Here is a 21,064-nt window from a genome sequence, read left to right as displayed (position 1 = left end):
TCTGTATACAGCAGGCACAGATGGCCGCCGCGCCACAGCCACCCGGACCGCCGCAGTATCGCGTCTACCGCGCGCGCCGTTTCGCGCGCACGCGCACGGCCGGCCTCGAGGCACTACGACAGCGCCGCAAGAGCGGCACGCCGCTGCGGCCGCGCGGGCCGCTCACGGTCGGTCGCGTCTTGCGTTGGCTCGTGGTCGCTGCGATCGGCTGGGTGCTGCTGTCGCTCGTGCTCTTTTTGCTGAGCGCCCAGCTCGAGGCCGGTCCAGGACCGGAGACCGAGCAGGCGCTCGGCGGTGGCGGCAACCTCTTGACCGGGGCGACGGTGCTCGTACTCGGCACCGACGAGCGCACGGGCGCGTCGATCGACCGCTCCCAGACCGGGCCGCCGCGCGCCGATTCGATCATGCTCATGCGCGCCAGTCTCGGCGGCGTGCGCAAGCTGTCGATACCGCGCGACACGTACGCCGAGATCCCCGGCCATCCCGCGCAGAAGATCAACGCCGCCTTTGCGCTCGGGGGCGCGCCGCTCATGATCGAGACGGTCGAGAACTTCTTCGGGGGCGCGGTGCGCATCGACCACGTCGTGCAGCTCGACTTCGCCGACTTCCCGAAGCTGATCGACGCTCTCGGCGGAATCACGGTCGAGAACAAGTCGCGGATCTGCTCGCCGCCGTTCGACAACTTCTGGCGCGGGATCAACTTCCCGAAGGGCAAAGTCCACCTCGATGGCCAGCGGGCGCTCGGTTTCGCCCGTGTGCGCAAGAACCGCTGCGCCCCGAACGAGACCGACCTCAACCGCGCCGAACGGCAACAGGAGGTCGTAAACGCTATCCGCCGCCGCCTGCTGGCACCGACGACGTTTTTCCGCCTGCCGCTCGTTGCCTGGCGGGCACCGAAAGCGCTGGTCACGGACATGAAAGGGCCGGCGCTCCTGGCACTTTTCGCCGACATGGCAGTGGGCGGCTCCGGGGGCAACGCACACGTCCTCGAGCCCTCCTGCCTGTCCTGCGGCCCGGGCAGCAGCATCATCGTCTCCGAGGGCGCGAAGCGCGACGCCCTCGACTATCTGCTCGGTCGCTAGCGCGAGGTAGGAGTCAGCGCAGCGGACGCGCTCAGTCGTCGCTCGCGGAACCCGAGCTGTCGCTGCTCGACCCCGAGCTCTTCGACTCGCCTTCGGGAGCGTCACCCCCGATGCGCTTGGTGCGGTTGCGCCCGTAGTCGGTGGTGTAGAAGCCGCTGCCCTTGAAGTGCACGGCGACCGGGTGGAGCACGCGCCGTGCCGGCGCCTCGCAGGTCGAGCAGCTCGTGAGCGGCTCGTCGCTCATGCGCTGCATCACTTCGAAGGTATGTCCGCGCTCGCAGCGGTACTCGTAGATCGGCATGGCACTCTCAGTATAGGAGTGCCAAGGCAAACTGCCACGCCCGGGGCGCTCGGCCCGGCGCCGCTTGCGTGCTCCGCCCGTGTACCGCTGTACCCTGCGAAGCGCATGGCCGAGGCTAAACCGCGAACGGTCACGATGGAGCAGGTCGTCGCGCTCTGCAAGCGCCGCGGTTTCGTCTTCCAGTCGTCGGAGATTTACGGCGGGCTCGCGTCGACCTACGACTACGCCCACTACGGCGTGCTGCTCAAGCAGAACGTCAAGCAGGAGTGGTGGCGCGCGGTGCTGCAGGAGCGCGACGACATGGTCGCGTTGGATGCAGCGATCCTCATGCACCCGCGCGTGTGGGAGGCGTCCGGCCACCTCGAAGGGTTCACTGACCCGCTCGTGCAGTGTCTTGGCAAGTGCAAGAAGCGCTGGCGCGAAGACGAGCTGCGCGCCGCCCAGCTCGGCTCCGACCGCGCCGAAGGCGAGATCCGCTGTCCCGAGTGCGGCGGCGAGCTGACCGAGCCACGCCAGTTCAACCTCATGTTCAAGACGCACATGGGGCCGGTCGAGGAGGAGGCGGCGGTCGTCTACCTGCGCCCGGAAACGGCGCAGGGGATCTTCGTCAACTTCCGCAACGTCTTGCAGTTCGCGCGCCGCAAGCCGCCGTTCGGCATCGCCCAGGTCGGCAAGGCCTTCCGCAACGAGATCACCCCGGGGAACTTCATCTTCCGCACGCGCGAGTTCGAGCAGATGGAGATCGAGTTCTTCGTGCCGCCGGCGGAAGCCGAGCAGTGGCACCGCTACTGGATGGAGGAGCGGCTGCGCTGGTACCGCGAGCTCGGGATCCGCGCCGAGCACCTGCGGCTGCGCGCCCACGGACCGGACGAGCTCTCCCACTACTCGAGCGCGACGTCGGACATCGAGTACCTGTTCCCGATGGGCTGGGCCGAGCTCGAGGGCATCGCCAACCGCGGCGACTACGACCTGCGCCGCCACGCCGAGTTCTCGGGCGAGAAGCTCGAGTACGTAGACACGGCCACCGGCGAGCGTTACGTGCCGCACGTGATCGAGCCGTCGGCAGGCGCCGACCGCGCGTTGCTCGCTTTCCTCGTCGACGCCTACGACGAGGAGGAGGTCGAGGGACGCAAGCGCACGGTGCTGCGCCTGCATCCGCGCCTTGCGCCCGTGAAGCTCGCCGTACTGCCGCTGGTGTCGCGCGACGGCATGCCCGAACGCGCGCGCCGCATCTACGAAGAGCTGCGCGCGCACTTCTTCTGCGAGTACGACGAAGGCGGTTCGATCGGCCGCCGCTACCGCCGCCAGGACGAGATCGGCACGCCGTGGTGCGCCACTGTCGACGGCCAGACGCTCGAGGACGACACGGTGACTTTGCGCGACCGCGACACGCTCCAGCAGGTGCGCGTTCCTGCCGCCGCGCTGCGCGACGAGCTTGCCCGGCGCCTGCAGGCGCCGTGGACGCGGCCAGTGTGACGGCTGCAATTTTTTGTGCAGCTGTCAGGTTTTTGTAGGCACTGCACAGGATCCGCTCTCGGAAGCGCTACCGGCCCTTAAAACCGCGCTCTGCAGCGGCTTTCGGCCTGTACGCTGACCGCTGTGTCACCTCGACGGATGCGAGCAACGACGGTCCGCTTCAGCGCCGACCTGTGGGAGCTGCTCGAGCGCGAGGCGGCACGCAGCGGCGTGAGCGTCGCCCAGTATGTGCGCGAAGCCGCGCTCGCGCGCATCGCTTACACCGCTGGTCTGCGCGGCGAGGGGCTGTTCCAGCCGCCGCGCTCGCCCGAGGGTTCGGGCGGCTCGCCGGAAGGCGGTGAACCGCAGCGAAAGCCGCGCTCCGGCAGCGCGCCGGGGGGCAGTGGCGCACACCGCGCGCTTGCCGCGTCGCTGCGCTCGACGCCGTCCGGCTACCGCATCGAACCGGTCTAGACGTCGCACCCGCACCTAGCGTCGCCTGCGCGCGTCGGTCCCCACCGCACCGTACGCGCCCACAGCCCGGGGGCGCTAGGGGCTAGCTCTCGTGCGCGGCGAGCGCCGGTGCGCGCACTTCCGGGTGGGCGTCGACGCGCGGCAAGAGCCGCTCGAGCCACGCCGGTAGCCACCAGTTCCAGCGGCCGAACAGCACCATCATCGCTGGCACCAGCACGAGGCGCACGACCGTCGCGTCGAGAGCGATCGCCACCGCCAAACCGAGGCCCATCTCGCGGATCGTCGGCACCCCGACGAAGGCGAAGACGGCGAACACCGCGACCATGATCAACGCCGCGCTCGAGATCGTGCGCGCGCTGGCCTGAAGCCCCTCGGCGACCGCCCGCACCGTGTCGCCGTGGACTGCGTAGCGCTCCTTGACACGCGTGAGTAGAAAGACCTCGTAGTCCATCGACAAGCCAAAGGTGATCGCCAGAAGCAGCGTCGGCGTCACCGAATGAACGTGACCGTGGGCGGCGACGCCGAGCGGCTCGAGCCAGCCGTGCTGGAACACGGCCGTGAGCACGCCGTACGCCGCGCCGACCGACAGCAAGTTCATCACCGCCGCCTTGAGCGGCAAAACCAGAGAGCGCAGCAAAACGACAAGCACCAGCGAGCTGAGAACAGCCACGAACACCAGCACCTTCCACAGCGAACCGGCAACCAGCGCCCGAAAGTCCTCCATCGCCGCCGTCGCACCGCCCACCGAGAGGCGAGCGGTCGTGGCGATGCGCTCCGCACCCTGCGAGCGCAACGTCCCGAGCAGGGCGCGCGCCCCCGCGCTTTCGGCGCCGCCACGGCTGTAGACGGCGATCAAGGCGGTGCGTTGAGCGCGGTCGAAAAGCGGCCGCTCGACCACGGCGACGTGCGGCTGGCGCGCAAGCCAACGTCGCCAGCGCTCGAGCTCAGCGCGCGCCGGCGGCCGCGAGAAAGTGTTTGCGCCCCGTGCCTCGAAGGCGACGAGCAAGGGACCCGAGGCGCGCGGACCGAGCACCCGCTCGGCGAGCTCCTGCCCGCGGACGTCGAAACTGTTGGCCGGCAGCTGGTTCTTGATGCCGTCGCCGAGACGCATTGACAGTGCCGGAGCAGCGAGGGCCAACATCAACGCAGCGCTGGCGAGAGCTGCGAGCAGCGGTCGGCGGACGACAGCCTCGGTCCAGCGCTGCCAGGGGCCGGTGTTGGCCCCCTCGTACCGCTCCTCGTCCCGCCCACGGCCGCCGCGGCGGCGAGCGACGCGCGACCGCGCGCGCTGCAGCAGTCCGGGGCGCGGTCGCAAACGGCGGCCAGCGACGAGCGCCAGCGCTGGCAGCAGTGTCAGCGCACCGGCTATCGAGAGCACAACGACGATCACCGCCCCCACCGCCATCGAGCGGATCAGTCGCGAGTCGACCAAAAACAGCGAGGCGAGCGCGAGCACCACGGTGAGACCGGCAAACGCCACGGCGATGCCTGACGTGCCGAGCGCGACGCGCAGCGCTTCGCGGCGCGCAGCGCCCCGCGCCAGCTCTTCGCGATAGCGGGCGAGCACGAACAGGGAGTAATCGACCGCCACGCCGAGCCCGATCATCGACGCCATGTTGGTGACGAACACCGACATCGTGAAAAGCTGCGAGAGCGCCCAGATCACCGCTCCGGCGAGCGACACCGCAGCGAACCCGAGCGCCAACGGCAGCCCCATCGCCGCGAAGGAACCGAAGACGCGCAAAAGCACGAAGGCGATGAGCGGGAAACCGACCAGCTCGGCGTCGTGGAGATCGCGGCGCGACTGCTCTTGGAGAGCGGCAGACAGCCCACCCTCTCCTGCGAAGTAGAGGGCAACCTGGCCGCGTCGGCCGACGTCGAGCTGGCGGCGCAACTCGGCGGCGTCGGCGCTCGCGTCGCTGTCGCCGATACCAAGCTGTACGGGTAGAACCAGCACCAAACCGCGTGGCAAGCGAGCGCCGTCGCTCGCGCGCGCAAGTCGCCCCTTGGCCGCGGCGTAGGCCCCGGCCGCGAGGCGCGCACGGCGGAACCGCTCGACGATCCGGGCCGCGCGCTCGAGCTCACGGTCGACGGCTCGGGTCGAGGAGCCGCGCGCCGCCTCGATCACGATCGCCGCCGCTCCGCCCGGCACGCGCTCGAAACGGCCGAGGAGCTCGTCGACACGTTGCGACTGGGAGCCGGGCACGGAGAAGCCGCCGCTCGTCAGGTGCTCGGTCTGGCGGGCGGCGAAGGGCAGCGATACGGCGATCACCGCGAGCCACACGAGCAGCACCACCGGCCAGCGGCGAACGACTAGGCCGTGGATGCGTTCGATCAGCGCTTGCACCGCGGCGCTTGGGGATCGCGCTTACGCCGGGGCGGCGAGCAGGTCGCGGAGCATCCGCATCCCGAACTCGAACACCTTGCTCGAGTCCCAGTCGGGGTCCGCCAGCAGTTGGATGCCCATGCCGTCGGCGAGCGCGTACAGCACCGAAGCGACCGCTTCGGGGTCGCCCGCGAGCCGCAGCACGCCCTGCTCCTCTTTCTCACGCAGCGCTTGCGCCAGGTGATCGCGCCAGCGCCTGTAGAGCTGGGCGAGCTCGGCGCGGATCTCGGGACTGCGGCGGGAAGCGCTCAGTAGCTCGTAGATGACCGCCTGGTTCTCGGGGTCCTCACCGAGAAACGCCTCGAGCTGCTCGACGAGCGCCTTGACGACATCCTCGACCGTCGTCGCGCCAGCCAGGCGCTTGTCGAGCTGCTCGAGCCGCACCTCGCAGTCGTGGCGCACCACCTCGGCGAGGAGTCGCTCTTTCGAGCCGAAGTAGTAGTGGAGCAAGCCGCGCGAGACGCCTGCTTCGCGAGCGACGCGATCGAACGTCGAGGCAGCCGCGCCGCGCTGCCCGACGCTCTTGCGCATCGCCTGGATGATCCGTCGGGCCTTGTCGCCATCAAGCCGACGCTCGCCGCTGCGAACCGCTGAAGCTTCCACCTCGCCCACCACTTTAGCTGGCTAGCCAACCAGATGCCCGCCGGGGGCCCCGCACGGTTACGCCCCGAACAATCCGCCGCACAAAACCCCCGAAACACGGCAGAAGATACCGCCGCGTCCCACCTTGCGCCGACCCGGTCGACGCCGACTGAGCTCGCCACAGCGCCCCGGTCGCCGCCTCCGCAGCACACGTTGCGCAACGTGTTCACGCCCCCGAAAAAGAGCGAGGGGGCGTCGCGCGCCCCCTCGCCTTGGAACGACCTGTCGGCGCGGCTACTCCCCGCTCGACACCGTCGACTCGGCGCCAGCTTGCGCACCCGGGTCAGCTGCTGCGCTGGCACCGTTGCTGGACGCGCTCGGCGTCGTCGTGCCGGTGTACTCGAACTCCTCTTCGGCTCCGAAAACGAGATCGAGCACCTTCTTGCGTGCGCTCTCGCTCAACGCCAGAGCGAGACCCGCGCCCACCACGACGAGCGCGAGCGCGCGCATGCCGCGACGACGCCGGCGCTTGCCGCGCAGCCCCTCGCCGGCGAGCTGCAACGCTGTCGCGGCCTCGCGCAGCTGGCGCTGCAGCTTGCGGTCCTCGAGTAGCGCACGCGCCGGCGCGCGGCCGTTCTGCAGACGCTTGTACGCCTTGCGGGCCGCGGTCAGCGCGGCCGCCAGGTTGGAACGCAGCTCGGGGTCCTCGAGTACGCGCTGCACGTACTGGTTGGAGCGGGCGCTCTTGCCCACTGCCACCAAACCCCCGAGCCGACCGGCGCTTTTTCGTGCCATTGGCTCTCCTCGTCGTCCAGGTTGACCTCGGTTACGCGAACCTTAGCCGTGCCGCTCGCCAGCGCCAGCAGCCGCCCAGCTGTCCGGCCGCAACCGACGTCCCACGCCTAATCCGCTGCTGACTAGACAGTGGCGCAAGCGCTGGCGCTGCCGGTGCGGTGCCCGGCATTACGCGCCGGGGCAGCGGCCACGGCCTGCGGTCTCGTCGTGGCGGCACCGCGCCGTCGGCGGGGGCGGCGCTTCGTCGACTTGCTGTCGTCGAAGGCCACGGCGAGCACCTCCTCGACGTTCTCGACGAACGTGAAGTCGAGCTCTCGGCGGAGATGCTCTGGGATCTCCTCGAGATCCGCCTCGTTGCGTTTCGGCATGATCACGTGGCGGATTCCGGCACGTTGGGCCGCGAGCACCTTCTCTTTGATGCCGCCGACCGGCAGAACCTGCCCGGTCAACGTGATCTCGCCGGTCATCGCCGTGTCAGCGCGCACCGGTCGCTCCGATACCAGCGACGCGAGCGCCACCGCCATCGTGATGCCCGCGCTCGGGCCGTCCTTCGGTATCGCCCCAGCCGGCACATGCAGGTGGATGTCGTGGCTGCGAAACCAATCGCGCGGCGCCGACGGGGCGATCTCGTCGATGTGACGGCGCACGTACGAGAGAGCGGCCTGTGCCGACTCGCGCATCACGTCGCCTAGCTGGCCGGTGAGCTGCAAGCGGCCGTCGCCGGGGAACGCTGTTGCCTCGACGAACAACACGTCGCCGCCGGTCGGCGTCCAGGCGAGGCCCGTGGCGACACCCGGCTGGCTTGTGCGACGCGCCGTCTCGGGTTGGTAGCGGCGCGGGCCGAGCAGCTCGCGTACCTGGCGTGGCTTGATCACGCGCTTCGCCTTGCGCTTGCCTTCGGCGAACTCGCGCGCCACCTTGCGGCAGATCGCGCCGATCTGTCTCTCCAGCTCGCGCACACCGGCCTCGCGCGTGTAGCCCTCGATGATCACGTCGAGCGCCTCGTCGGTGAACTCGATCTGCGACCGCCGCAGGCCGTGCTGCTCGATCTGCCGCGGCACCAGGTAGCGGCGAGCGATCTCGCGCTTCTCTTCGTGCGTGTAGCCCGAGAGCTCGATCACCTCCATGCGATCGCGCAGCGCGGGCGGGATCGTCTCGAGCGTGTTCGCGGTGCAAATGAAGAGCACGTTCGAGAGGTCGAACGGCAAGTCCAGGTAGTGGTCGCGGAAGGAGGAGTTCTGCTCGGGATCGAGAACCTCGAGCATCGCGCTCGCCGGGTCGCCACGGAAGTCGGCGCCCATCTTGTCGATCTCGTCGATCATCAACACCGGGTTGTTCGCCCCGGCGTCGCGCAGCGCGCGAATGATCACACCCGGCATCGCGCCGATGTAGGTGCGGCGGTGGCCGCGGATCTCGGCTTCGTCGCGCACGCCGCCGACCGAGATGCGCTCGAACTTGCGTCCCATCGCCCGCGCGATCGAGCGTCCGAGCGACGTCTTGCCGACGCCAGGCGGACCGACGAAGCAGAGAATCGAGGCGCGCGCGTCGGGCTTCAACTTGCGCACGGCGAGGAACTCGAGGATCCGCTCCTTGATGCGTTCGATGTCGTAGTGGTCCTCGTCCAGCACCGCGCGCGCGTGCTCGAGATCGATGCGGTCTTCGGTCGCACGCGACCACGGCAGCGACGCGATCCACTCGAGGTAGGTGCGGATCACACCGTGCTCGGCCGACTGTGGGGGCAAGCGCTCGAAGCGGCGCAGCTCGCGCTCGGCTTGGCGGCGGGCGTGCTCCGGCAGCCCCGCCTCTTCGATCATGCGCCTGAGCTCCTCGACCTCCGCGTGCTCGTCGTCGGTCTCGCCGAGCTCTTCGCGGATCGCTTTCAGCTGCTGGCGCAGGAAGTACTCGCGCTGGCCGCGCTCGAGTTCGGACTGAACCTGCGACTGGATACGCGAACCGATCGAGATCAGTTCGAGCTCGCGGGCGAGGATCTCGGCCAGCCGACGCAGCCGCGCGCCGAGGTCGCGCATCTCGAGCAGCTCTTGCTTCTCCTCGGTTTTGATGCGCAGCGCACCGGCGATCAGGTGGGCGAGCTCGGCCGGATCGTCGATGTTCTGAACGGCGATCCGCAGCTCGTCGGGGAGCTGCGGCGACTGTTCGACGACGCGCACGAAGTTGTCGCGCACGGCACGCTCGAGCGCCTCGAGCTCCGGCGACGGCTCGACTACGTCGGGTAACTCCTCGACGGTCGCGACGAGGTAAGGCTCGGTCGCGACGAACCGTCCGAAGCGCACACGCTCGCCACACTGCACGAGAACGCGCAGCGTGCCATCGGGCATCCGTAGCATCCGCGCGACCGTTGCGGCGACCCCGACCTTGTAGATGTCGTCCGGACCGGGGCGCTCCTCTTCGGGCGTACGCGACGCCACCAAGGCAAGCATGCGCGTGCCACCGAGGACGTCGTTGACGAGCTTGACCGACCGCTCCTGGCCGACGACGAGCGGCATCACCATGTGCGGGAAAGGCACGGTGTCACGCAGCGGCAGGATCGGCAGCGCGTCCGGCAGCTTGCCGCGAACGATCAGCGCCCCGCCGTGGGGGTCGGGGATCGTGATCTTGCTCGCGTCCGTCTCGCTCACGCCCGCTCGCCCCCGTCACGCCCAGCGGGCTTGATCGCAACCCGCTTGCGATCCTTCGCCGCCGACCGATCGCGCAGCGGCAGCTCGATCCTGAGCATCCCGTCGACGTAAGCCGCGCGCGCACCGCGCGCCTCGACGTCGGCCCCGAGTTCGATCAGCCGCCGGAAGCGTCCCCGCTCGATCTCGACCTGCTGGTAGGACAGGTGCGCGCCGGGCGTTTCCACCAACGGTCGCTCGCCGCTGATCACGAGGCGACGACCGTGGACTACGACCGACACCGCGCGCGGGTCGACGCCGGCGAGTTCTGCGACAACGACCACACGTTGCTGCTGTTCATCGTGGAAGACGTCGACGGGAGGAGCGAAACCGCCGCGCCCCCCGCCCAGCCAGTCGAGAACGTCGCCGAAACCTTCGTCGACATCGAACCGCAGGCGCAGAAAACGGCTGTGCACACGGCGGTTAGCGGCCACGGCGCGAGCATAGCCGCGCCCGGGAGGGGTGCCCCCGGGCAGAGTGCAGCACCGTTTAGACGAGATCGATCACGAGCCCTTCGTGGGCGACCACCACCTCGCCCGCGAAGGCAGCTTCGGCCTCGGCTCGCGCCCACGCCGGATCGACCTCATCGCTTATGTGCGTCAAGACAAGGCGCTCGACGCCGGCAGCGTGGGCGTGCTCGCCCGCCTCGCGGGGGGTCAGGTGGCCGCGTCGGCGACCCGGGTCCGGCGCCTCCGGTTCGATCAGCGTCGCCTCGAGCATCAGCACACTGGCGCCGCGGGCGAACTCGACGAGCTCCCGCGACGGCCCGCAGTCGGCGCCGAACACGAAGCGCGTGTCGCTGCCGGTTTCAGCCTGGTCCTGGCTGCTGACCGCGAGAGCGAACGTGTCCGTGAAGTGCGGCACCGATCGCGTGCGGAACAGGAAGGGGCCAAGGCGGAACTCGCCGTCGGGCGCATATTCGACGATGTCGAAAGCCCGTTCGACGAGCTCGGGGTCTTCGAAGGTGCTCGCGATTGTGCGCAAGCGCTCGCGTGTCCGCGGCGGTGCCAAGAGCCGCGGCCGCTGTTCATCGGGTCTCCGCCGTGGGCTGTAGGTGAGGGCGTAGGAGAAGGGGACGAGGTCGAGCACGTGGTCGCCGTGAAAGTGCGAGACCACGACCGCGCTGACCGTTCGGTAGTCGCGGTAGAGGCGGAGCTTCGCGAACACCCCGTTTCCGCACTCGAGCAGCACCGCGTGCCCCTGCTGCTCGAGCAGGTAGCCAGAGCAGGCCCCGCCGGCATCTTCCCAGGAGGGTGACTTCCCGAGCACCGTCAGGCGCATGACCGCGCGACGATAGCGCCGCCGCCGCCGCCACGACGCGCTCGCTGCGCCAGCGTGCTCTTACGTCGGACACGCCGCTGCCACCCGATGCACACATCTCTCTAGACGCTGCGTTCGGGCGGCCGGTCTGCGCCGATCGGCGCTCAACCCCAAGCCGGCACCGGACGGGCGGCGTCGGCGACGCTCTCGTCGTCCTGTTCCGACCCCCAGTCGAAGCGGAAAACGAAAGTCAGCTGGGGGTCGGGACGCAAACCGCGGTCTGCGGGCCGAAACGTCGGGCACGGCTGCTTGCGCCGGAGCGCGCACAACCCACGCTGTTCGAAGAAGCAGTCTTCGCAACGGGGCTTGCGTCCCTGACGTCGCATCGTGCCGAACAGACCTCCTGCAGCTCGCGTTCCGGTGTGCGCGGATCGTCGCGCACTCGCGAGCGCTTGGACGGGTCGATTCCCGCTACGTACGGGAAAACGAAAAAGGCCCGAATTTGCAGGAACGTCGCCTTTGTTCCCGGAATTTGCGCGCCTGCTGCGAGCGCCGGCCGGGCGACGCAGACCGTACGCAAGGATGTGAGCGTGGAGCTGATCGTCGGGGCAACCGGGTACGTGGGGGGCCGCTTGCTCCGCCAGCTCATAGCCGAGGGGCGCCCGGTGCGGGTGCTGGTTCGCGACCGTTCGCGACTCGCGGTCGAGACCGGGGTCGAGATTGTCGAGGGCGACCTGGCGAGCGGTCGCGGTTTGAGGGAAGCGTTAGCTGGCGCGACCTTCGCCTACTACCTCGCGCACTCGATGGAGTCGGGGCGGGAACGCGATTTCCAGCGGATCGAGCAACTCTGCGCCAAGAACTTCGTCGCCGCCGCCCAGCGCAGCGGCCTCGAGCGCTGCGTGTATCTCGGCGGCATCGCCCCGCGCGGGCGCCGTTCCCGCCACCTCGCGTCTCGGCTAGCTGTAGAGCGCATCCTTTTGCGCGGCTTGCCCGGCGCGACAGCCCTGCGCGCGTCGATCGTGATCGGCGCTCGCAGTGCGTCGTTCCAGGTGATCGTGCGGCTGGTCGAGCGCTTGCGGGTGCTGCCGCTGCCGTCTTGGCGGGATCGACGGACCGCCCCGGTGGACGAGCGCGACGTCGTCACTTGCCTCGCCCGCACGCCGTTTACGCCGGCCGCCGCCGGTCGCTCGATCGACATCGCCGCACCCGAAACCGTCACCTTCGGCGAACTGGTTCTGCTCGTCGCCGAGCATCTCGGCGTCGGCCGCCTGCCACTGTCCCTACCAGGGGAACACACGCCGCTCGCAGCTCCGGTGGTCAGTCGCATCACCGGCGTGCCGCTGGCGCTGGTGCGTCCCTTGATGGAGAGCCTCGAAGCTGACATCGTGCCGCGCGACCGCAAAGCGGTCGAGGAGATCTACGGCATCCGGCCGCGGCCGCTCGAGCGCGCGATCGAGCGAGCATTGGCGGAACTCGAAGCGGAACGGCCGCTAGCCGCTCGGTGAGCAACGGCGTGCAACACAGACCTGCACACTTGCGAGACTGCTCGCAAACAAGAATCCCTGCACCGTGCGCGTAGAAACATCGATCGACCTGCCCGCAGAACCCGAACGCTGTTTCGCTCTCGTCACCGATCCGGAACGTTTGGGCGAGTGGGTGACTATCCACGAGCGCATCATCGAAGCGCCGCAGCTGCCGCTCGCGAAGGGCGCCGAGATGGTCCAGGTCGTGCGTTTGGCGGGACGCGGCGTCGAGGTGCGTTGGCGCGTCGAGAAACTCGACCCGCCACGGTTAATCGAGTGGCTAGGCAGGGGACCTCTTGGCTCGAGGGCGCGGGCCTTGTACCGTCTCGAGCCGCTCGGTAACGGGCGTACGCGCTTCGAGTACTTGAACGAGTTCGACCTCCCCGGCGGGCCGCTCGGGAAGGTAGCTGCGCGCTCCGTGGCGCCGCTAGCACGCCGCGAAGCCGACGCCTCGCTCGAGCGTTTGCGAGCGCTGATCGAGCGCGAAAGCTGATCGCCGACCGGATACGTCAGCACAGGTGTCGTTGTGCAGACAGCCCAGCTGTCGTGCGCTTGATGTCGCCGACGGAGCGCGTTCTAGACAGCTGTTCTTGTAGTTACTACCAGTTAACTTACGAGATCAGTAGACGCTTCCGTTACAGTTCAGTTGACCGCTGAACGGTGGGGCACGCGCTGCCCAGGGAGGTAAACAGATGGCTGATTTCCTCGACGAGAAGATCAAAGAGATGGAAGCTCGCCTGCGCGAGCTCCGTCCGCTAGTCGACGAGTACAAGCGCCTTGAAAAGGCTTTGGCCGCTCTCCGCGGTACGGCAGCCAGACCTCAGGTCGAGAGCACTCGGCGGACCCGTCGACGCACTACTGGTGGACGCCGGGGGCCGCGTCGCCCACGCGGGTCACGCACCCAAGAGGCGCTCGAGTTGATCTCGCAGAATCCGGGCATCAAGGTGCGGGAACTCGCCGACCGCATGCAAATCACGCCCAACTACGTCTACCAACTGCTCCCCAAACTCGAGAGCGAGGGCAAGGTCGAGCGCCGCGACGGCGGGATCTACATCAAGGAGCAGCCCGTGTCAGCGTTCGGCAGCGTCGGGGAGAGCACTGTCGGACACCCCACCGCCTGAGCAAGCGACACAAACAGGGGAGCGGTCGGAAAGCGATCGCATCCCTTCTCGCCCAGCGCGAGGAAGAACGGCGGCCGGCGTACGCCGGCCGCCGCGTTTTTCACGATCGTCTTTGTCGCTCGCGGGGACTAAGCGGGAACCAAGCCGAGCGACCGCACAGCGTCGCGCTCCTCGCGCAACTCCGCGACACTGGCGTCGATCCGTGCCCGCGAGAAGTCGTCGAGCTCGAGGCCCTGAACGATCTCCCACTCGCCCCCGCGGGTACGGCACGGGAACGACGAGACGAGGCCCTCGTCGACGCCGTAGGAGCCGTCCGACGGCACGGCCATAGAGACCCAGTCACCGTCGGCAGTGCCCAGCGCCCAGTCGCGCACGTGGTCGATCGCGGCGTTGGCGGCGGACGCAGCGGAGGACGCTCCACGCGCCTCGATCACCGCGGCCCCGCGCTTCTGCACGGTCGGAATGAACTCGTTCTCGATCCACGCCCGATCCTGCCCGATCGCATCGAAGGCGGGTCGGCCCGCCACCTCGGCATGGAAGAGGTCGGGGTACTGAGTGGTCGAGTGATTACCCCAGATCGTCATCCGACGAATGTCGGTGACGGCGACGCCAGCCTTGCGCGCAAGCTGCGCCAACGCACGGTTGTGGTCGAGGCGCGTCATAGCGGTGAAACGCTCACGTGGAATATCGGGAGCGTTCTCCATCGCCACAAGGCAGTTGGTGTTGGCCGGGTTACCGACGACAAGAATGCGAACATCTTCCGGGGCGTTGTCGTTGAGCGCACGGCCCTGCTCCGTGAAGATGCGACCGTTCGCCTCGAGCAGATCCTTGCGCTCCATCCCCTTGGTGCGCGGACGCGCTCCTACCAACAACACGTAGCTGGCACCATCGAAGGCACGGGCCGGATCGTCGAACGTGTCCATGCCACGCAGAAGCGGGAACGCACAGTCTTCCAGCTCCATGCACACGCCTTCGAGCGCGCCGAGAGCTTGTGGGATTTCCAGCATGTTCAGATGAACGGGCTGGTCGGGACCCAACATGTCCCCGTTCGCGATGCGGAACAACAGGCTGTAGGCGATCTGTCCGGCAGCTCCGGTGACGGCTACCTTTACCGGCTGCTTGCTCGTGCTCATCGTGGTTGTTCCTCCGGTCTCCGTGGTCAGGTGCAGCGCTCGCAGCGAGCGAGCTTCTTGCCGCTACGCGTTCAGACAGCGGCACCGAGGCGTTGCATCTCCTCGATCACCGCGTCGGCGTATTCGCTCGTTCCCACCGCCGTGGGGTCGTCGCGGCGCGGCTTTAGGTCGTAGGTGACCTTCTCGCCCTTGCGGATCACCTCGGCGATCGCCCGCTCGAGACGATCCGCGGCGGCGCTCTCGCCGAGATAGCGAAGCATCAGTACTCCCGACAGCATCAGCGCCGTCGGGTTCGCTTTGTTGAGACCCTTGTACTTCGGCGCCGAACCGTGCGTGGCCTCGAAGATCGCGCACCCCTCGCCGATGTTGGCACCGGGAGCGAGCCCCAGCCCGCCGATCATCCCCGCGCCGAGGTCGGAGACGATGTCGCCGTAGAGGTTGGGCAACACGATCACGTCGTACTCGTCGGGCCGCGAGACGAGCTGGTTGCACAGGTTGTCGATGATGCGGTCCTCGAACTCGATCTCGGGGTGACGCTCGGCCACCTGCCGAGCGACTTCCAAGAACAGCCCGTCGGTGAACTTCATGATGTTGGCCTTGTGGGCCGCGGTCACCTTGCGGCGCCCGTTGTCTTTCGCGTAACGGAAGGCGGCTTCGACGACCCGTTCCGAACCGAACACCGAGATCGGCTTGATCGAAATGCCGGCGTCGTCGCGCACAGGCGACGCCAGCTCGTCGGCGAGGAACCGCCGCAAGCGCTCGCACTCGGCGCTGTTGCGCTCGAACTCGATGCCCGCGTAAAGGTCCTCGGTGTTCTCGCGAACGATGACGATGTCGGTCTCGGGAAAACGCGTGCGCACACCCTCGTACGCCTTGCAAGGCCGGATGCACGCGTAGAGATCGAACGCCTGCCGGAGCGCCACATTGATTGAGCGGTGCCCGGTTCCTACCGGCGTCGTCGTCGGCCCCTTGATCGCCACCTTGTTGCGCCGGATCGACTCCAGAGTGCTGTCGGGTAGCGGGGTTCCCTCGCGCTCGTAGACATCGATCCCCGCCTCCTGGAAGTCCCAGTCGAACTCGACGCCGGTCGCCTCGAGTACGCGGCGGGTGGCCTCGGCGATCTCCGGGCCGATTCCGTCGCCTGGAATGAAAGTCACCTTGTGTGCCAAAGCGATCTACCCCTCTCTACAAATCGTGAGACCCGCTGACCCCCGTCGGGTGGGTGGATTATCGCGCGGCAGCCGCGAGCGAGTGGCGCGGTTTCGCGCACAGCGTGTGTCACTATCGCCGTGTTATGCCCGGAGGCGGATCGATCGAGCTCGGGCGGATCGCCGGTATCCGCGTCGGCGTCGACCCGAGCTGGTTCCTGGTGTTGTTCTTGATCACATGGTCGCTCACCGGCTACTACCGTTCGCTCTTCCCGGGCCGCGAGACGACCGCTTTCCTTCTCGCTTGCGCCAGCGCGCTGCTCTTTTTCGCCTCTGTGCTTTTGCACGAGCTCGGACACGCGGCGGTAGCGAGGCGTAACGGCATTGGCATCCTCGGCGTCGAACTGTGGCTGTTCGGCGGCATCGCCCGTTTCGATCGCGACGCGCCTCGAGCCGGAGTCGAGTTCCGGGTGGCAGCCGCCGGTCCGCTGGTGACGGCGCTCGTCGCTGCTGCCTGCTTCGGCGCCGGGGCGCTCCTCACCGCGCCGCGCGAAATGCTCCACGCCACCTTCTTCGAGCGCGCAGCGCTCGGCGAGCTGCCGGCGCTGCTCGCCTACCTCGCGTTCATCAACGCCGCGCTTTTGGTCTTCAACCTGTTACCCGCCTTCCCGCTCGACGGCGGCCGCATCTTGCGCTCGCTCGTGTGGGGATTGACGGGCAACCGCGAGCGGGCCACGCGCTTTGCTGCCGGACTCGGCCGCCTGCTCGGCCTCGCCCTGATCGCCTTCGGTGTCGCGCGGCTCGCCAGCGGGTCGCTGATCGCCGGCGCCTGGCTTCTCTTCATCGGGTACTTCCTCTACCGCGCCGCCCGCGACGAGGCGCTCAGAGCGCGGATCGGCGAGCCGTTCGCGGGGATGACCGTCGCCGACGTGATGGACGACGAACCGGTCGCCATCCCCGCGACCGCAACCGTCGAGCACGCCTTCGAGGAGTTCTTCCTGCGCTACGGCTGGCAGTGGTTCCCGGTGGTGGACACGAGCGGGCGGTTGGTCGGACTCGTTCCACGCAAGGCCGTCGACGACGTCGACTTCGAGCGCCGCTCATCCATCCGCATCGAGGAAGTCATGGCGCACGCGCGCGGCGACGAGCTCGAGGCGATCAGCGTGCCCACAGACGCTCCTCTCGAGCGTCTGTTCACCAGCAAGGCGCTCACGCGTCTCGGTGCGGTCCTCGCGATCGATGCGCAGGGGTATTTGCGCGGGGTCGTGACGGCCGAGGACCTGCGCCGCGCCCTGCGCGGTTTAGTGGCGCCCGCGCTCGCGTGACGCGAGCGCTGCCGGTCTGTCGTCCAGCCGCAAGCGGACACGCGTACTGTCTGCGAGACAGGCGTACCGTCTGGTAAGAATCCCGACTGCTTCGCAGATGCCCGAGCACGACGTTCTCGTAATAGGCGCCGGACTAGCCGGCCAGAGCGCAGCCCTCGCAGCGGCGCAGCAGGGCGCATCCGTAGGGATCATCTCGAAGGTCCACCCGGTCCGCTCCCACTCCAACGCTGCCCAGGGCGGCATCAACGCCGCTCTCGACCCCGAGGACTCGTGGGAGTCGCACGCGTTCGACACCGTCAAGGGGTCCGACTATCTCGGCGACCAGGACGCGATCGAGATCATGTGCCAAGAGGCGCCGCGCGAGATCGTGCGCCTCGAGCACCTGGGCGTGACGTTCCACCGCCGCGCCGACGGTCGGCTCGGCAAGCGCGCCTTCGGCGGCGCATCGGCAGCGCGCACCTACTACGTCGCCGACATCACCGGCCAGGCGATCCTGCACGTCCTGTACGAGCAACTGATGAAGCACAGCGAGGTCGTGCGCTACGAGGAGTGGTTCTGCACGCGCCTCGTCCAGGACGACGACGGACGCATCGCCGGCGTCGTAACCCGCAACATCGTCGACGGCTCGATGGCGCTGTTCCGCGCCAAGTGCGTGATCCTCGCCACCGGCGGCAACGGTCAGGTGTACAAGCCCACCACCAACGCCCTGATCTGTACCGGTGACGGCATCGCCATGGCCTACCGCATCGGCGCACCGCTGATGGACATGGAGATGGTCCAGTACCACCCGACCACGCTCGCCGGCACCGGTCTTTTGATCACCGAGGGCGCGCGCGGCGAAGGCGCTCACCTCTACAACGCCAAGGGCGAGCGCTTCATGGAGAAGTACGCGCCGAACAAGCTCGAGCTGGCGTCGCGCGATGTCGTTTCGCGCGCCGAGGCCACCGAGATTCTCGAGGGCCGCGGCTTCCCCGATGGAACGGTGGCGCTCGACATCACCGTCGTCGGGCGCAAGCGCATCCACGAGGCGCTGCGCGAGATCGTCAACGTCGCGCGCGACTTCGCCGGTGTCGACATCACGAAAGAACCGATCCGCGTAAAGCCCGGCAACCACTACATCATGGGTGGCATCAAGACGGACCCCCTCGGCCGCACCGCTATCCCCGGGCTCTACGCGGCCGGCGAGTGCGCTTGCGTGTCGGTTCACGGCGGTAACCGGCTCGGCGCCAACTCGCTGCTCGACACCCTCGTTTTCGGCCGCCGCGCGGGTACGCACGCCGGCGAGATTGCGCGCGAGGTGCCGATGCCGCGCGCGTCCGAAGCCGCTCTCGCCGACGAGGAGCGGATGATCGATGCGATCGTCCGCCGCGATCGCTCGGGGCGACGCGTCGCCGAGATCAAGGACGAGCTCGGCACGACGATGGACCGTTATGTGGGCGTCTTCCGCGATCAGGAAGGGCTCGAGAAGGCGCTCGAAACCGTCAAGCGGCTCAAGGAGGAGGCGCGCACGGTCGCCGTCGACGACAAGGGCACTGTCTTCAACCAGGACGTGCTCGGCGTGCTCGAGTTGCAGTTCATGCTCGACAACGCCGAGTGCATCGTCACCGCCGCACTCGAGCGCAAGGAGAGCCGCGGCGCCCACTACCGCACCGACTTCCCGAAGCGCAACGACGACGAGTGGCTCCGCCACATCACCCTCACCTACAACGGTGACGGGCCATCGATCGGCTACGCGCCGGTGACGATCACGCGTTGGCAGCCCCAGGAAAGGGTCTACTGATGCCCGAGTACACGCTCAGGATCCGCCGCTTCGACCCCGAGTCGGGCGAGCCGCCGTACTGGCGTGACTACAAGGTCGAGCTCGCTCCCGAGCGCTCGGTCCTCGAGGCCATCCTCACCGCCAAAGGCCAGGAAGACGGTTCGATCGCGATCCGTTGCTCGTGTCGCGCCGCGATCTGCGGTTCCTGCGGTGTGCGCATCAACGGCCGCTCGGCGCTGGCTTGCAACACCAAGGTCGGTGAGGCGCAGGAAACAGCCCGTGACGGCGTGATCGTCATCGAACCGATGGCGAACATGCCGGTCGTTAAAGACCTCGTCACCGACATGGAGTCGGTGCACTGGAAGAAGATCCGCCGCGTCACCCCGTGGCTGATCCCCGCGGAGGAACCGCCCGCCGACCGCGAGTACACAGTGCCGGCGGAGGCGATGCTTGACGTCACGCAGACCATGGCCTGCATCCAGTGCGGCGTTTGCATGTCCGCCTGCCTCTCGCTCGAGGCCGATCCCGAGTTCGTCGGGCCCGCGCCGCTGGCCAAGGCGTATCGCTTCGTCGGCGACCCGCGCGACGGCATGACCGAGGAGCGGCTGCGCGACCTCGCCGAGGACCCACACGGCCTCTACGACTGCACGCACTGCTTCTCCTGTGTCGAGGTCTGCCCGAAGGACGTGGCGCCGATGAACCAGATCATGCGCCTGCGTCGCCGCGCCGCCGAGGACTTCGGAATCAAGGACCGCAACAACGGCTACGGGCACGCGGTCGCGTTCACGAAGCTGATCGAGAAGTACGGCACGCTTCACGAAGCGCAGCTTCTGCCGCGGACCTTCGGCGACGGCTCGCTCGTGAAGGGCCAAACCGAGCCCGGTGCCGTCAAGCAGCTGCTCGAGAACTTGCCGACGGCGCTCCGCGGTTTGAAGTCGGGCAAGGTGACACCGAGGAAGGCGTTCTTCCACCCGCGATTGCCCGACCAGAAAGAGATCAAGCGAATCTTCCGCGAGATCGAGCGCCACGGCGAGCGCATCGAGCTCAACCTTTACATCGTCGGCGAGGGCGGCGACGAGGAAGATGCCGCCACGACGGCGGCGATCGCTGCGGCTGAAGGGAGGCAGGACTCGTGATCAAGGTCGCCTACTGGCCTGGCTGCGTCGCGCGTGGGTTCGCACCCGAGCTCCACGGTGCCGTCGCGAAGGTTGCGCCGCTGCTTGACATTGAGCTAGTCGAGCTCGATCGCGCGAACTGCTGCGGGGCCGGCGTGATCGCCGAACACAGCCAGGAGCTCGCCGACACCCTCAACGCCCGCACCTTCGCGCTCGCCCAGCGCGTCGAGGGGGCGGCGGGCATGATGAACATCTGCTCGACCTGCCAGGGTGCGCAGAGCGAGTGCCGCGAGCGCCTCGACGCGTCAGCGTCCTACCGCGAGCACATCAACAAGCACCTTGCGCCCGAAGGGCTGAGTTACCGCAAGGACGACGAGTGGTGGAACAAGAACCTGCTGTGGCTCGTCGTCGAAGAGATCGGCCTCGAGACGCTGCGGTCGAAGGTTGTGCGGCCGCTCACCGGCCTCAAGGTCGCGCCCTTCTACGGCTGCTACATCGTGCGCCCCACCCGCAGGCTCGGTTTCGACCGCTACCCCGACCGCGACAAGTACCTCTCGATGGTGATCGAGGCGCTCGGTGCCGAACCGGTCGAGTACGCGGGTTCGCACAAGTGCTGTGGCTTCCCGATCATCACGATGAACCGACGCACCTCGCTGCGCCAGGCGGGTCGACACCTCGCCGACGCGATCGAGGCCGGCGCCGACTGTCTCGTGACGCCGTGCCCGCTCTGCCACCTCAACCTCGACATGCAGCAGCCGGAGGCGGCGAAGTTCGTCGGCCACGACCTGGGGGTGCCGGTCCTGCACTTCCCGCAGCTGCTCGGTTTGGCGCTCGGACTCTCGCCGAAGGAGCTCGGGATGGGCAAGCACGTCGTCTCGACGCGCGAGATCGCCGAGCGGGTCGAGAGCCTGCCAGTCGCCGCGGCCGCCTAGA

At 68.2% G+C, this 21,064-nt stretch carries 19 protein-coding genes; 10 read left to right on the top strand and 9 right to left on the bottom strand.

Going from position 1 to position 21,064, the window contains the following annotated elements:
- The first annotated feature begins 20 nt into the window (after positions 1-20).
- Positions 21-1,082, top strand: coding sequence for an LCP family protein (locus tag JDY09_RS01320; protein WP_274717096.1), 1,062 nt, complete (start codon positions 21-23; stop codon positions 1,080-1,082).
- Between the two features lie 31 nt (positions 1,083-1,113).
- On the opposite strand, the gene JDY09_RS01315 is transcribed toward JDY09_RS01320, so the two are convergent.
- Positions 1,114-1,383, bottom strand: coding sequence for an FmdB family zinc ribbon protein (locus tag JDY09_RS01315; protein ID WP_274717094.1), 270 nt, complete (start codon positions 1,381-1,383; stop codon positions 1,114-1,116).
- 105 nt (positions 1,384-1,488) lie between these two features.
- On the opposite strand from JDY09_RS01315, the gene JDY09_RS01310 reads away from it, so the two are divergent.
- Positions 1,489-2,859, top strand: a complete 1,371-nt coding sequence (locus JDY09_RS01310; protein WP_274717092.1) for a glycine--tRNA ligase — start codon at positions 1,489-1,491, stop codon at positions 2,857-2,859.
- Between the two features lie 138 nt (positions 2,860-2,997).
- Positions 2,998-3,312: a hypothetical protein gene (locus tag JDY09_RS01305; protein WP_274717091.1), complete on the top strand. Its 315-nt coding sequence runs from the start codon at positions 2,998-3,000 to the stop codon at positions 3,310-3,312.
- Positions 3,313-3,394: 82 nt separating this feature from the next.
- Here JDY09_RS01305 and JDY09_RS01300 read toward each other — a convergent pair whose 3' ends face one another.
- The 6 genes from JDY09_RS01300 to JDY09_RS01275 all read right to left on the bottom strand — a co-directional run bounded on the left by JDY09_RS01300 (position 3,395) and on the right by JDY09_RS01275 (position 11,028).
- Positions 3,395-5,659, bottom strand: coding sequence for an MMPL family transporter (locus JDY09_RS01300; RefSeq protein WP_274717089.1), 2,265 nt, complete (start codon positions 5,657-5,659; stop codon positions 3,395-3,397).
- A 21-nt stretch (positions 5,660-5,680) separates the two neighbouring features.
- Positions 5,681-6,313, bottom strand: coding sequence for a TetR/AcrR family transcriptional regulator (locus JDY09_RS01295; RefSeq protein ID WP_274717087.1), 633 nt, complete (start codon positions 6,311-6,313; stop codon positions 5,681-5,683).
- A gap of 261 nt (positions 6,314-6,574) precedes the next feature.
- Complete coding sequence (locus JDY09_RS01290) at positions 6,575-7,075, bottom strand: hypothetical protein (RefSeq protein ID WP_274717086.1); 501 nt, start codon at positions 7,073-7,075, stop codon at positions 6,575-6,577.
- A gap of 122 nt (positions 7,076-7,197) precedes the next feature.
- Entirely contained in the window at positions 7,198-9,711 is a 2,514-nt protein-coding gene (gene lon / locus JDY09_RS01285; RefSeq protein ID WP_274717084.1) for an endopeptidase La, read from the bottom strand.
- Positions 9,708-10,181 carry an Hsp20/alpha crystallin family protein gene (locus JDY09_RS01280; RefSeq protein WP_274717082.1) on the bottom strand — a complete coding sequence of 158 codons (474 nt, stop codon included), beginning with the start codon at positions 10,179-10,181 and terminating at the stop codon, positions 9,708-9,710. Before JDY09_RS01280 ends, lon begins: the two co-directional genes overlap by 4 nt.
- Positions 10,182-10,236: 55 nt before the next feature.
- Entirely contained in the window at positions 10,237-11,028 is a 792-nt protein-coding gene (locus JDY09_RS01275) for an MBL fold metallo-hydrolase (protein ID WP_274717081.1), read from the bottom strand.
- A gap of 569 nt (positions 11,029-11,597) precedes the next feature.
- Here JDY09_RS01275 and JDY09_RS01270 point away from each other — a divergent pair.
- The 3 genes from JDY09_RS01270 (at position 11,598) to JDY09_RS01260 (ending at position 13,651) form a co-directional block, all read left to right on the top strand.
- Entirely contained in the window at positions 11,598-12,512 is a 915-nt protein-coding gene (locus JDY09_RS01270) for an NAD(P)H-binding protein (RefSeq protein WP_274717079.1), read from the top strand.
- 64 nt (positions 12,513-12,576) lie between these two features.
- Positions 12,577-13,023 (top strand): SRPBCC family protein, encoded by a 447-nt coding sequence (locus JDY09_RS01265; RefSeq protein ID WP_274717077.1) that lies wholly within the window; start codon positions 12,577-12,579, stop codon positions 13,021-13,023.
- Between the two features lie 199 nt (positions 13,024-13,222).
- Complete coding sequence (locus tag JDY09_RS01260; RefSeq protein ID WP_274717075.1) at positions 13,223-13,651, top strand: winged helix-turn-helix transcriptional regulator; 429 nt, start codon at positions 13,223-13,225, stop codon at positions 13,649-13,651.
- Between the two features lie 128 nt (positions 13,652-13,779).
- Here JDY09_RS01260 and JDY09_RS01255 read toward each other — a convergent pair whose 3' ends face one another.
- The gene (locus JDY09_RS01255) at positions 13,780-14,784 is read right to left on the bottom strand and encodes a malate dehydrogenase (RefSeq protein ID WP_274717073.1); all 1,005 of its coding nucleotides are present in this window, start codon (positions 14,782-14,784) and stop codon (positions 13,780-13,782) included.
- A 71-nt stretch (positions 14,785-14,855) separates the two neighbouring features.
- Positions 14,856-15,953, bottom strand: a complete 1,098-nt coding sequence (locus tag JDY09_RS01250; protein ID WP_274717071.1) for an isocitrate/isopropylmalate dehydrogenase family protein — start codon at positions 15,951-15,953, stop codon at positions 14,856-14,858.
- Between the two features lie 125 nt (positions 15,954-16,078).
- Between JDY09_RS01250 and JDY09_RS01245 the strand changes: the two genes are divergently transcribed.
- From JDY09_RS01245 to JDY09_RS01230, 4 genes are all read left to right on the top strand, one after another.
- Entirely contained in the window at positions 16,079-17,257 is a 1,179-nt protein-coding gene (locus tag JDY09_RS01245) for a site-2 protease family protein (protein WP_274717069.1), read from the top strand.
- Positions 17,258-17,354: 97 nt separating this feature from the next.
- A complete protein-coding gene (locus JDY09_RS01240; RefSeq protein ID WP_274717067.1) occupies positions 17,355-19,037 on the top strand; it encodes an FAD-dependent oxidoreductase in 1,683 nt (560 codons plus the stop codon).
- Positions 19,037-20,152 (top strand): succinate dehydrogenase/fumarate reductase iron-sulfur subunit, encoded by a 1,116-nt coding sequence (locus tag JDY09_RS01235; RefSeq protein WP_274717065.1) that lies wholly within the window; start codon positions 19,037-19,039, stop codon positions 20,150-20,152. The genes JDY09_RS01240 and JDY09_RS01235 overlap by 1 nt, the downstream gene beginning before the upstream one ends.
- A complete protein-coding gene (locus JDY09_RS01230) occupies positions 20,149-21,063 on the top strand; it encodes a CoB--CoM heterodisulfide reductase iron-sulfur subunit B family protein (protein WP_274717063.1) in 915 nt (304 codons plus the stop codon). The genes JDY09_RS01235 and JDY09_RS01230 overlap by 4 nt, the downstream gene beginning before the upstream one ends.
- Position 21,064 lies beyond the last annotated feature (1 nt).

The sequence above is a fragment of the Thermoleophilum album genome (assembly GCF_028867705.1).
GTDB lineage: Bacteria > Actinomycetota > Thermoleophilia > Solirubrobacterales > Thermoleophilaceae > Thermoleophilum.
This window is presented reverse-complemented; position numbering and strand designations above follow the sequence as displayed.

Bases quoted from the DNA above. Each gene is read 5' to 3' on its own strand.
- JDY09_RS01290 (WP_274717086.1), bottom strand. From the start codon at position 7,075: ATGGCACGAAAAAGCGCCGGTCGGCTCGGGGGTTTGGTGGCAGTGGGC.
- JDY09_RS01260 (WP_274717075.1), top strand. From the start codon at position 13,223: ATGGCTGATTTCCTCGACGAGAAGATCAAAGAGATGGAAGCTCGCCTG.
- JDY09_RS01240 (WP_274717067.1), top strand. From the start codon at position 17,355: ATGCCCGAGCACGACGTTCTCGTAATAGGCGCCGGACTAGCCGGCCAG.
- JDY09_RS01255 (WP_274717073.1), bottom strand. From the start codon at position 14,784: ATGAGCACGAGCAAGCAGCCGGTAAAGGTAGCCGTCACCGGAGCTGCC.
- JDY09_RS01245 (WP_274717069.1), top strand. From the start codon at position 16,079: ATGCCCGGAGGCGGATCGATCGAGCTCGGGCGGATCGCCGGTATCCGC.
- JDY09_RS01275 (WP_274717081.1), bottom strand. From the start codon at position 11,028: ATGCGCCTGACGGTGCTCGGGAAGTCACCCTCCTGGGAAGATGCCGGC.
- JDY09_RS01315 (WP_274717094.1), bottom strand. From the start codon at position 1,383: ATGCCGATCTACGAGTACCGCTGCGAGCGCGGACATACCTTCGAAGTG.
- JDY09_RS01320 (WP_274717096.1), top strand. From the start codon at position 21: ATGGCCGCCGCGCCACAGCCACCCGGACCGCCGCAGTATCGCGTCTAC.
- JDY09_RS01305 (WP_274717091.1), top strand. From the start codon at position 2,998: ATGCGAGCAACGACGGTCCGCTTCAGCGCCGACCTGTGGGAGCTGCTC.
- JDY09_RS01235 (WP_274717065.1), top strand. From the start codon at position 19,037: ATGCCCGAGTACACGCTCAGGATCCGCCGCTTCGACCCCGAGTCGGGC.
- JDY09_RS01310 (WP_274717092.1), top strand. From the start codon at position 1,489: ATGGCCGAGGCTAAACCGCGAACGGTCACGATGGAGCAGGTCGTCGCG.